Consider the following 11,560-nt stretch of genomic DNA (forward strand, 5'->3'; position numbering starts at 1 on the left):
AGCGATTCAAAAGTCTGTGGTCATGTGCCAATGAGGCCCTTGGATAAGTGCTTTAAGCCTGTGGATTAAACAGGTGGTTATCCACAGAGGGGTTTTTACTCAGGTTTCGAGCCCTGTTATCAACTGGGCACAGGGGCGGTTATTCACAGGGCTTAATCCACAGAAATCCGTGCAATGGTGTGAATTTCGCCCACGACGAAGCCAACCGAATCTTTCTATTCGGGGGTGAGCACGTCAAAAAGAGATCTATTGTGAGAAAACAGCCAGGTAGTTAATAATAGCGATTATCATTAACCTAGCTTGTCATGCCCTATGTCCCCTTCTTCACACACGGCTGCGGTTCAGAACATCTACGAGCAGCACCACTCCTGGTTGCACGGGTGGCTCAAAGGTAAGTTGCATAACGCGTGCGATGCAGCCGATGTGGCGCACGATACGTTCGTGCGCATTCTGGTTGGGCGGCATGCGGCGCAGATCGTTGAACCGCGTGACTACCTGGCAACCATCGCCAGGGGCCTGGTGATTGATCGTTATCGCCGGCATGCCATCGAGCAGGCCTACAAGCAGACCTTGGCCGAACGGCCTGAAGCCACGGCCATCAGTGAGGAAGACAAAGCCATCATCATCGAGACGCTGGTGGCTGTGGATAAAGCCCTGTCCGGACTCGGCGAGCGAACGCGACGGATCTTCCTGTTGTCGCAGATCGAGGGGCTGACTTATCAACAGATCGCCGATCAACTGCAGGTGTCGCTGACCACGGTGAAGAAGCACATGATCCGTGCATTGACTGAATGCTCGCTGATCATGGCCAGCCTGTAATGGCCGCCCCCGATCGCAAGACCTTCGAGGCCGCTGCTCACTGGTATGTACAGTTTCAATCCCAAACGCCTACGGCTGCTGAACGCCTTGCCTGGCAACAATGGCTCAACGGCGATCCGTCCCATCAGGCGGCGTGGAACCAGATGGAGCAATTGCAGCGCAGTCTCGGCGCCCTGCCCCAGGATTTCACCCGCCGGGCATTGTCGACCACGCAACAACGTCGCCAGGTATTGAAGTGGATGCTGGTAATGGGCGGTACCGGGTGCCTGGGCTGGAATGTCCAGCAACACACCTCCCTGGGCAATGTTTGGGCCGACTACCGGACCTCTGTGGGGGAACGCCGGCGTATCGCATTGGCTGACGGCACACGGATTGATCTGAATACCAGCACGGCGATTGACGTGATCTTCGACGGGCGCCAACGTTTGATCCGGCTGCGTGAAGGTGAAGTACTTATCCACACCGGCAAGTTGGGCGGGCACACGCCCTTTTATGTCGAAACCCGCCAGGGCCGAGTCCAGGCATTGGGTACTCGGTTTACAGTGCGCCAGTTGCCGGATTCCACGCGTGTCGGTGTTCTGGAGGATCGCGTAAGTGTGGCCCCTGGTGACCGGCCCAACCATGCTCGACTGCTCGGTGCCGGTGAAAGCGCTGACTTTGATCGTCAAAACGTAGGGCTTGGCCACACGTATAGCGGGTCCCAGGCTGCCTGGGTCGATGGCCAGCTGATCGTATTGGATGCTCGCCTCGGGGATGTGATCGAAGACCTTGCCCGCTACCGTCCGGGCGTCCTGAAATGCGACTTGGCTAGTGCACGCCTACGTGTTTCCGGGACTTTCCGCCTCGATTCCACCGATGCGGTGCTGGCGAATCTGCAGGCAACCTTGCCCATTCAGGTGAAATACTTCACTCGCTATTGGGTTTCGGTGAAGCGAATCGCTTGATCGGAAAAAATATCCTCACAAGGGGTTATCTTTTTTTTACCTGGCACGGCCCTAAAGGTAATCACGACGCCACCTTCAGGGCTTACCCACCTATGCGCCTTCGCACCAAGCTCCGCCAGCGACTTTCCTACCACGGTATGACGTGCAGCCTACTGCTCGGCACAGCAGCCACAGCCGGTGTTTTGCTATCCAGTGACGCCATGGCCGCCAGCACGGTGCAGCATTACGCCATTGCGGCTGGTCCCCTGGACAATGCCTTGAGCCAATTTGCCGCCAGGGCGAATGTTATTCTGTCTTTCCCGCCCCAACAAACCGCGCGCTTGAACACCACCGGGCTGGAAGGTGACTATTCGGTTGAGCAAGGCTTTGCACTGTTGCTGCAGAACTCGGGGTTACAAGCGGTAGTCCAGGCGCCAGGCAGCTATGTCCTGCAGGCCATTCCTACAGGGCAACTCACGCTCGCGCCCACCACTGTCAGCACTTATCAACAGGCTGGGTTCAATCAGGAGATTGCCGGGGATGTGGGCTACAAAGCGCAAAACAGCCGTATCGGTACCAAGACCAGCACGCCTCTGTCGGAAACACCGCGTTCGGTATCGGTCGTCACCGGCCAGCGCATCAAGGACCAGAAGTCGCAGACCCTGACTGAAGTATTGGGCTACGTGCCAGGTATCTTCGCGCCGCCCTTTGCTGCTGGCGACGGTCTCGCAGGTGACTTGTTCTTCATCCGCGGTTTCAATGCCACGGATTACGGCTACGGCCTGCTGCGAGATGGCCTGCGTGTACAAGGCAATCGGTACGACACCACCAGTGAGCCCTATGGCCTGGAGCGGGTCGAAATATTCCGTGGGCCCTCTTCCCTGCTGTACGGTGAAAACGCGCCTGGCGGTTTAGTGAACCTGGTGAGCAAACATCCGACTGCCACGCCGCAGGGTGAAGTGCAGCTCGGTTATGGCTCGAATAATCGGCGTCAGTTGGGTGTGGATATCTCTGGTCCACTCAACGACAGCGGCAATATCCTTGGCCGGGTGGTGATGCTCGGCCGCAAGTCTGATACGCAGACTGACCATGTTCCTGATGATCGCCTGTATATAGCGCCTTCACTGACCCTGAATTTCGACGACTTCAACACGCTCACTCTGTTGGCCAATTACCAAAAGGACCACACCAATCTCGAACTCGGCCTACCCGCCGCGGGGACCTTGCTTACAAATCCGAACGGAAAGCTGTCCAAGCACACCATGCTCGGCGACCCGGACTGGAATACGTTCGAACGTGAAGCCTGGAGCAGCGGCTACGAATTCAGCCACAGCTTCAATGATGAGTGGCAGTTCCGCCAGAACTCGCGGTACATGCAATCGCGCATCAACCGTCACGAAACCTGGCCGGGCACATTGAACAATGGCGGTTTCGGCACCCAACTGAACATGACGGCCTACGACCGCTACAACAAGTCGATGGTCTACTCCCTGGATAACCAGTTGGAAGGCAAATTCCAGGTCGGTGACCTGGAAAATACCGTGCTGTTCGGCGCCAGCTATGACCGCACCTCGTTCAACCAGGATTGGGACGCAGGCTTCGCCGGCACCATCAATGTGTATAACCCCGTGTACCTGCGTGAGCCGCTTACCCCGGTGGCTGTGCAAAACACCTTGCTCGAGCAGCAGATGAAGGGTGTTTATGCACAAATCCAGAGCAAGTATGACCACTGGTTGTTCCTGCTGGGCGGCCGCCAGGACTGGGTCGACAGTGATTTCCGCGACAAGGTCAACAAGGCCAGCGACACCGGCTCCGAAGACCGCAAGTTTACCTACCAGGGCGGGGTGATGTACCAGTTCGACAACGGCCTGACGCCGTACGTCAGCTACTCCACCGCATTTGTGCCTGTACAGCAGATCTCCAACGCCGGCTTACCGTTGAAGCCGATCACCAGCAGTCAGTACGAAGTGGGGGTGAAGTACGAACCGGTCGGCTGGGATACGGCGATGACCCTGTCGGTGTATGACTTGCGCAAGGAAGATGACACCTACCTCGACGCCACCACCAACAGCTACCGCCAGGTGGGCGAAAGCCGGGCCAAAGGGGCCGAGGTCGAGGTGAACAGCAACATCACGCCCAACCTGAATGTGACCGCAGCCTACACCTACACTGACGCTCGTATTACCAAGGACTCGGCTACCTCGCTGGTCGAGGGGCATCAGATGACGGGGGTTCCGCGCAACCAGGCCTCGGTGTGGGGCAAGTACCGCTTCCTCGATGGCCAACTCAAGGGCTTGTCCCTGGGCGGCGGTGTGCGCTATTTCGACAGTACGTTTTCTTACACCCAGCCAAGCCTGTACGGAAAGCTGGATGCTGGGAGCGTCACTCTGGTGGACGCAGCCGTCGGCTATCAGATCGACAAGCACTGGTCAGTGGACGTGAACGCCAAGAACCTGTTCGACAAGGAGTATGTTTCTGGATGCAACGACGCGGGCCGCTGCTACTGGGGTGACAGTCGTACACTGCTTGGGACTGTTTCGTACAACTGGTGATGGATGAAGGCCTGAAGAATCAAAATGCTCTTCAGGCCGCTATCGCTGGCAAGCCTGCTCCTACTTGCCGATACAGAAGCTGGAGAAGATCCGTCCCAACAAATCATCGGAGCTGAATGCGCCGGTGATTTCTCCCAACAGCTGCTGCGCCTGGCGAAGATCCTCAGCCAGCAGCTCCCCCGCCCCCGCCAAGGTCAACTGCGCCCGGCCGTGCTCCAATGCCGAGCTTGCATGGCGCAGCGCCTCCAGGTGCCTGCGGCGCGCACTGAAGCTGCTTTCCGACGTCTGCTCGTAACCCATGCAGGCCTTGAGATGCTCGCGCAGCAATTCCAGGCCCTCACCCGCAGACTTGGCGCTCAGGCTGATAGTGACGTGGCCATCAGCGCTGGTTTCCATCGCAATGGCTTCACCCGTCAGATCGGCTTTGTTACGAATCAAGGTGACTTTGGCCGGGTCCGGCCGTTGCTCGAGGAATTCCGGCCACAATGCAAAAGGATCCACAGCCTCCGGCGCGGTGGCGTCCACCACCAGCAGTACCCGGTCCGCTTCGCCGATGGCTTTGAGCGCGCGTTCCACGCCGATCTTTTCCACCTGGTCATCGGTATCGCGTAAACCGGCGGTGTCGACGACGTGCAACGGCATGCCATCGATGTGGATATGTTCGCGCAGGATATCCCGGGTGGTGCCGGCGATCTCGGTGACAATGGCTGCTTCACGCCCCGCCAGCGCATTGAGCAGGCTGGATTTGCCGGCATTGGGACGCCCGGCGATCACGACGGTCATGCCGTCTCGCAGCAACGCGCCTTGCCCGGCTTCCCGCAGGACTGTGGATAACTCATCACGGACCTTATCCAGCATCGCCAATACATGGCCATCGGCAAGGAAGTCGATTTCCTCTTCAGGAAAATCAATCGCCGCCTCGACGTAGATGCGCAGGCTGATCAACTGTTCGGTCAAGTTATGCACACGCAGGGAAAAAGCGCCCTGCAGAGAGCGCAGCGCATTGCGTGCAGCTTGCGCAGAACTGGCCTCGATCAAATCGGCAATCGCCTCGGCCTGTGCCAGGTCGAGCTTGTCGTTGAGGAATGCCCGCTCACTGAACTCACCCGGGCGAGCCAGGCGGCAACCCAACTGCAGGCAGCGCTGCAGCAACATATCCAGAACGATCGGGCCACCGTGCCCCTGCAATTCCAGCACGTCTTCACCCGTGAAGGAGTTGGGTCCCGGGAAATACAGGGCCAGGCCTTCGTCCAATACTTCCTCATCAGAGCCGAGGAACGGGCCGTAATGGGCATAGCGCGGCGTCAACTCTCGTCCGCTGATGGCCTTCGCGGCAATCCCGGCGAGCGGTCCGGAAATACGAACGATACCGACACCGCCGCGACCCTGAGCGGTAGCGACAGCAGCGATGGTTTCACGAGGAGCGCTCATCAGCAGGTTCCAGAATAAAAGTGACGGAAAGCAAAACGCCCCACTAGGGGGCGTCTTGAGTGGTTATCCACAGAGTAAATTACGCCTCGGCTTTTTTGGTAGCCGCTTCGATTTTACGTGTGATGTACCACTGTTGAGAGATCGACAACACGTTGTTGACCACCCAGTACAGAACCAGGCCAGCCGGGAACCACAGGAAGAAGAAGGTGAAGATGATTGGCATCATTTTCATCACCTTGGCCTGCATCGGATCCGGCGGCGTCGGGTTCAGGCGCTGCTGGATAAACATGGTCGCGCCCATGATGATCGGCAGGATAAAGAACGGGTCTTTGATCGACAGGTCAGTTATCCACAGCATGAACGGTGCCTGGCGCATTTCCACGCTTTCCAGGAGTACCCAGTACAGCGACAGGAATACCGGCATCTGTACCAGAATCGGCAAGCATCCACCCAGCGGGTTGATCTTCTCTTTCTTGTACAGCTCCATCATGGCCTGCGACATTTTCTGCCGGTCATCGCCATGTTGTTCTTTCAGCGCGGCCAGTTTAGGGGCCACGGCACGCATGCGCGCCATCGACTTGTAGCTGGCGGCCGACAGTGGGAAGAAGATCCCCTTGATCAGCATGGTCAGGAAGATGATCGACCAGCCCCAGTTACCGACGATGCTGTGGATATGTTGCAGCAGCCAGAAGATCGGCTGGGCAATGAACCACAGGATGCCGTAATCCACAGTCAGTTCCAGACCTGGGGACAACTCTTTCAGCACGGCCTGGCTTTTCGGGCCGGCGTACAGCGTAGCGCTGGTTTCAGCCTTGGCACCTGGAGCGACGGTCATCGCCGGGCCTGTGTAGCCGATGATGTAGTTGCCTTTGCTGTCCTTGCGCGCCAGTACTGCATTGTTCTGGCCGGGCTGAGGAATCCACGCGGTCACGAAGTAGTGTTGCAGCCAGGCTACCCAGCCACCGTTCACGTTATAGGTGATCGGCGCCTTGGTTTTGTCTTCGGCCACTTTATCCATGTCTTTCATGGATACTTTTTTGTACGGCTCCGAACTTGTCCACAGGGCAGCGCCCAGGTAAGTCGCGGTACCCGTCGCAGTGCTGGACGATGGATCGGAACTGGCGTCACGCTTGAGCTGCGCAAACATTGCGCCGGTCCAAGGCTGGGCGCTCTGGTTGTCGATCAGATAGGTGACAACGATGTCGTACAGGCCGCGCTTGAGTGTGAAGCGCTTGATGTAGTTGACGCCGTCCTTGCTGAACTTCAAGTCCACGACCAGTTGGTCTTGGCCATCTGCCAGTTGATAGCTCTTCTTCTCCGCAGAGAAAATCGGACGACCGGTTGCACTCGCATCAGGGCCGTTGGTGCCGATCAGGCCACTTTGTGCCTGGTAAACACGTTCGCCACCGTTATCGAACAACTGGAATGGGATTTCCGGGTGATCCTGACGACGCGGATACAGCGGAAGTGTCAGCTTGGCAACATCGCCACCTTGCGGGTCGATAGCCAGGTCCAACACATCCGTCTTGATCTGGATGAGGTCGGTGCTTGCGGCAACTGCAACTTCGGCAGGTGCTTTTGTTTCGCCCGCTGCCCGTGGAATGTCATCACTGGCGGCAGTATTGGTGCCACTTACTGTATCGGGAAGCCCCGCTGGAACAGCATTGGCAGCAACATTCTGAGTCGGCAGGGCAGCCTGGCCATAGTCCTGGTTCCACTTAAGGACCATGACGTAGGACACGATTGCCAGGGCGACGATCAGGATCGTGCGTTTAATATCCATGATTACTCGGCCATCGAAGAAGAACGGGAGGTAGGGATAGGTGGAACCGGGTCATAACCACCGGGATTCCACGGATGACAGCGACCTAAACGACGAAAGGTCAGCCAGCCACCGCGCAGAAGACCATGATTTTCTATGGCCTCTAACGCGTAGCAGGAACAACTGGGGTAGAAACGACAGTGGCTGGCCATCAGAGGACTAATGGCATAGCGATAAAACTGGATCGGAACGAGTGCCAGTTTACGCATCGGTGCTGTCTACCCCTACAGTTTCGGTGCTGACTGCTGGTGCTGGTTTGTTGGTACGCGCCAGACGTTTCCAGAGCTTGCCGAAATGCTGAATCAATTCGGGGTTTTCTACATCCCCCAAGCCTTTGCGCGCGACGATAACAATATCCCAACCAACCAGAGTGTCCTGGTGGAGGCGAAACGATTCGCGCATCAGACGCTTGAGGCGATTGCGCTCAACGGAGAGCTTTACGCTCTTCTTGCCGATCACCAACCCGAGACGGGGGTGATCAAGATCGTTGTTACGCGCAAGGAGCAGGAGATTTTTCCCCGGAACCTTGCCGGTGGGGGAGTCAAAGACTGCCTTGAAGTGCCGGGGGGTTAGCAGACGCTTTTCCCGACTGAAGTCCTGACTCACCACCAGTACCGGATTATCAAACTGCCAGACGCGCACGACCTTTGGCGCGGCGACGCGACAGGACAGCACGGCCGTTCTTGGTAGCCATGCGAGCACGGAAGCCGTGGGTACGGGCGCGTTTGATGGTGCTTGGTTGGAAAGTACGTTTCATGGCGTTGTTACCTGGTTCGTCCACAACGGGCCGGAATGGCCCCCGTTTTAAGAGACCGGCGATTCTAGAGAAAGCAAGCCTCTAGGTCAATTTCCAACCAGCTTTTCCTTCAATTAGATCTTTACGGGCCTCCAGACCTTTTCTTTCCGTTCTGCTTCCATGAGCAATGCCATAGATATAAAAATAAAGAAGGAAGTTATTTAAAGCTTTTCTGTAAAGCTTATAAAAGCTAGGCAGGCCATCCTCTGTGGATAACTGCCTTAAGGCCATATTCCACGTGCTGTACAGAGAATGACAACATGGGGGAGAAGCGGTGCTCTGCCTGTGCTGCGCTGTCGGATAAGCTGTGTGTGGAATGGCATGTTATCCACAGGCCAGTTACCCACAGACTTTCGACCCCACTTGTACAACGAGCTCAGGCGCGCTTATCCACAGAGCTTATGCACAGACCATCTGTCGCATTTTTTGCAGTTAAGGCATTGATTTTGGCTGGCCTGTGAGCAACCTACATGTGGATAAGTGGGCTGCTGGCCGCTACAATGGCGGCTGTTTTTGCCTCACCGGCTTTCAACTTAGGGGATATCCGTGTCAGTGGAACTTTGGCAGCAGTGCGTGGAGCTTTTGCGCGATGAGCTGCCTGCCCAGCAATTCAACACCTGGATCCGCCCGCTACAGGTCGAAGCCGAAGGCGACGAGTTGCGTGTCTATGCGCCCAATCGTTTTGTTCTCGACTGGGTCAACGAGAAGTACCTGAGCCGCGTTCTCGAATTGCTCGATGAACACGGCAATGGCCTTGCGCCCGTGCTTTCCTTATTAATAGGCAGCAAACGCAGCTCGGCACCTCGTGCTGCACCGAATGCTCCGCTCGCAGCGAGTGCCTCGCAGGCTCAAGCCCCTGTGGCGCCTGTTAATAACTCGCCAGCGCCGGTTGCGCAGACGCCTTCGAAAGCCTCGTCGCAGAACAACGCGCCTATCAATGAAGAGCCGTCCCGCGACAGCTTCGATCCGATGGCGGGTGCCAGTTCACAGCAGGCTCCGGTCCGCGCCGAGCAGCGCACGGTGCAGGTCGAAGGTGCGCTCAAGCACACCAGCTACCTGAACCGCACGTTCACCTTCGAGAACTTCGTCGAAGGTAAATCCAACCAGCTGGCCCGCGCGGCCGCCTGGCAGGTCGCCGATAACCCCAAGCATGGTTACAACCCGCTCTTCCTGTATGGCGGCGTTGGCTTGGGTAAGACCCACTTGATGCACGCTGTGGGTAACCACCTATTAAAGAAGAACCCGAATGCCAAGGTTGTGTACCTGCACTCGGAGCGCTTCGTGGCAGACATGGTCAAGGCCCTGCAGCTCAATGCGATCAACGAGTTCAAGCGGTTCTACCGCTCCGTTGATGCATTGCTGATCGATGACATTCAATTCTTCGCGCGCAAGGAGCGTTCCCAGGAAGAGTTTTTCCACACCTTCAACGCCCTGCTCGAAGGCGGCCAACAGGTCATCCTGACCAGTGACCGTTACCCGAAGGAAATCGAAGGCCTGGAAGAACGCTTGAAGTCGCGCTTTGGCTGGGGCCTTACCGTTGCGGTAGAGCCGCCGGAGCTGGAGACCCGCGTAGCGATCCTGATGAAAAAGGCCGATCAGGCGAAAGTCGATCTGCCCCACGACGCTGCGTTTTTCATCGCCCAACGCATCCGTTCCAACGTGCGTGAGCTGGAAGGTGCGCTCAAGCGTGTCATTGCGCACTCTCACTTCATGGGCCGCGACATCACCATCGAGCTGATTCGCGAATCCCTGAAAGACTTGCTGGCATTGCAGGACAAACTGGTGAGTGTGGATAACATCCAGCGCACCGTGGCCGAGTACTACAAGATCAAGATTTCCGACCTGCTGTCCAAGCGCCGTTCGCGCTCGGTGGCGCGTCCTCGTCAGGTGGCCATGGCACTCTCCAAGGAGTTGACCAACCATAGCCTGCCGGAAATCGGTGATGTGTTTGGCGGCCGCGACCACACCACGGTCTTGCACGCGTGCCGCAAGATCAACGAACTTAAGGAATCCGACGCGGATATTCGCGAGGACTACAAGAACCTGCTGCGTACACTGACTACTTGATGACACCAGCGCAGCTTATTAAGGCAAGGGACTAGACCATGCATTTCACCATTCAACGCGAAGCCCTGTTGAAACCCCTGCAACTGGTCGCAGGCGTCGTCGAGCGCCGACAGACCTTGCCGGTGCTCTCCAACGTATTGCTGGTGGTCGAAGGCCAGCAATTGTCCCTGACCGGTACCGACCTGGAAGTCGAGCTGGTCGGTCGCGTGCAACTGGAAGAGCCCGCTGAACCTGGCGAGATCACAGTACCCGCGCGCAAGCTGATGGACATCTGCAAAAGCCTGCCGAACGACGCGCTGATCGACATCAAGGTTGATGAGCAGAAGTTGGTGGTCAAGGCGGGTCGCAGTCGTTTCACGCTGTCTACGTTGCCGGCCAATGATTTCCCGACTGTGGAAGAAGGCCCTGGCTCACTGACCTGCAGCCTGGAGCAAAGCAAACTGCGTCGTCTGATTGAGCGCACCAGCTTCGCCATGGCCCAGCAGGACGTACGTTACTACCTCAACGGCATGTTGCTGGAGGTGTCGGAAGGCATCATTCGCGCCGTGGCCACTGACGGTCACCGTCTGGCGATGTGCTCGATGCGCGCCGATATCGGTCAACCTGACCGTCACCAGGTGATCGTGCCGCGTAAGGGGATTCTCGAACTGGCGCGCCTGCTCACCGAGCCGGATGGCAATGTCAGCATCGTGCTGGGTCAGCACCATATCCGCGCGACCACCGGCGAGTTCACCTTCACCTCCAAGCTGGTCGACGGCAAGTTCCCGGATTACGAGCGCGTTCTGCCTAAAGGCGGCGACAAGCTGGTGATCGGTGATCGCCAGGCCCTGCGTGAAGCGTTCAGCCGTACTGCGATCCTGTCCAACGAGAAGTACCGGGGCATTCGTCTGCAGCTGGCCAACGGTCAGTTGAAAATCCAGGCCAATAACCCGGAGCAGGAAGAAGCGGAAGAGGAAGTGGGCGTCGACTACAACGGCGGTTCTTTGGAAATCGGCTTCAACGTGAGCTACTTGCTGGACGTGCTGGGTGTGATGACCACCGAACAGGTTCGCCTGATCCTGTCCGACTCCAACAGCAGTGCCCTGGTGCAGGAATCCGATAATGACGACTCGGCTTACGTTGTTATGCCGATGCGCCTGTAATCATGCCC

Annotated in this window: 10 protein-coding genes; 5 read left to right on the forward strand and 5 right to left on the reverse strand. The window is 57.4% G+C overall.

What is annotated here, in order from left to right; genetic code table 11:
- Positions 1-312: 312 nt before the first annotated feature.
- The 3 genes from BLQ09_RS07015 to BLQ09_RS07025 all read left to right on the forward strand — a co-directional run bounded on the left by BLQ09_RS07015 (position 313) and on the right by BLQ09_RS07025 (position 4,294).
- Positions 313-819 (forward strand): sigma-70 family RNA polymerase sigma factor, encoded by a 507-nt coding sequence (locus BLQ09_RS07015; protein WP_027608171.1) that lies wholly within the window; start codon positions 313-315, stop codon positions 817-819.
- Positions 819-1,763, forward strand: coding sequence for a FecR domain-containing protein (locus tag BLQ09_RS07020; protein ID WP_027608170.1), 945 nt, complete (start codon positions 819-821; stop codon positions 1,761-1,763). Before BLQ09_RS07015 ends, BLQ09_RS07020 begins: the two co-directional genes overlap by 1 nt.
- 92 nt (positions 1,764-1,855) lie before the next feature.
- Positions 1,856-4,294, forward strand: a complete 2,439-nt coding sequence (locus BLQ09_RS07025; RefSeq protein ID WP_092355988.1) for a TonB-dependent siderophore receptor — start codon at positions 1,856-1,858, stop codon at positions 4,292-4,294.
- 60 nt (positions 4,295-4,354) lie between these two features.
- Here the strand turns inward: BLQ09_RS07025 and mnmE are convergent, their stop codons facing one another.
- The 5 genes from mnmE to rpmH all read right to left on the reverse strand — a co-directional run bounded on the left by mnmE (position 4,355) and on the right by rpmH (position 8,304).
- The gene (gene mnmE / locus BLQ09_RS07030; RefSeq protein ID WP_043293853.1) at positions 4,355-5,725 is read right to left on the reverse strand and encodes a tRNA uridine-5-carboxymethylaminomethyl(34) synthesis GTPase MnmE; all 1,371 of its coding nucleotides are present in this window, start codon (positions 5,723-5,725) and stop codon (positions 4,355-4,357) included.
- Between the two features lie 79 nt (positions 5,726-5,804).
- Entirely contained in the window at positions 5,805-7,508 is a 1,704-nt protein-coding gene (gene yidC, locus BLQ09_RS07035; RefSeq protein WP_027608166.1) for a membrane protein insertase YidC, read from the reverse strand.
- A gap of 2 nt (positions 7,509-7,510) precedes the next feature.
- A complete protein-coding gene (gene yidD / locus BLQ09_RS07040) occupies positions 7,511-7,756 on the reverse strand; it encodes a membrane protein insertion efficiency factor YidD (protein WP_010207715.1) in 246 nt (81 codons plus the stop codon).
- Positions 7,749-8,153: a ribonuclease P protein component gene (gene rnpA, locus BLQ09_RS07045; RefSeq protein ID WP_053128141.1), complete on the reverse strand. Its 405-nt coding sequence runs from the start codon at positions 8,151-8,153 to the stop codon at positions 7,749-7,751. The genes yidD and rnpA overlap by 8 nt, the downstream gene beginning before the upstream one ends.
- Before the next feature lie 16 nt (positions 8,154-8,169).
- Positions 8,170-8,304 (reverse strand): 50S ribosomal protein L34, encoded by a 135-nt coding sequence (rpmH, locus tag BLQ09_RS07050; RefSeq protein ID WP_003213577.1) that lies wholly within the window; start codon positions 8,302-8,304, stop codon positions 8,170-8,172.
- A 585-nt stretch (positions 8,305-8,889) separates the two neighbouring features.
- On the opposite strand from rpmH, the gene dnaA reads away from it, so the two are divergent.
- A complete protein-coding gene (dnaA, locus tag BLQ09_RS07055) occupies positions 8,890-10,410 on the forward strand; it encodes a chromosomal replication initiator protein DnaA (RefSeq protein ID WP_027608165.1) in 1,521 nt (506 codons plus the stop codon).
- 38 nt (positions 10,411-10,448) lie between these two features.
- Positions 10,449-11,552 carry a DNA polymerase III subunit beta gene (gene dnaN / locus BLQ09_RS07060; protein ID WP_005783345.1) on the forward strand — a complete coding sequence of 368 codons (1,104 nt, stop codon included), beginning with the start codon at positions 10,449-10,451 and terminating at the stop codon, positions 11,550-11,552.
- Positions 11,553-11,560 lie beyond the last annotated feature (8 nt).

Origin of the sequence: Pseudomonas sp. NFACC25 (assembly GCF_900100935.1) — a bacterium.
Classification (GTDB): domain Bacteria; phylum Pseudomonadota; class Gammaproteobacteria; order Pseudomonadales; family Pseudomonadaceae; genus Aquipseudomonas; species Aquipseudomonas marginalis.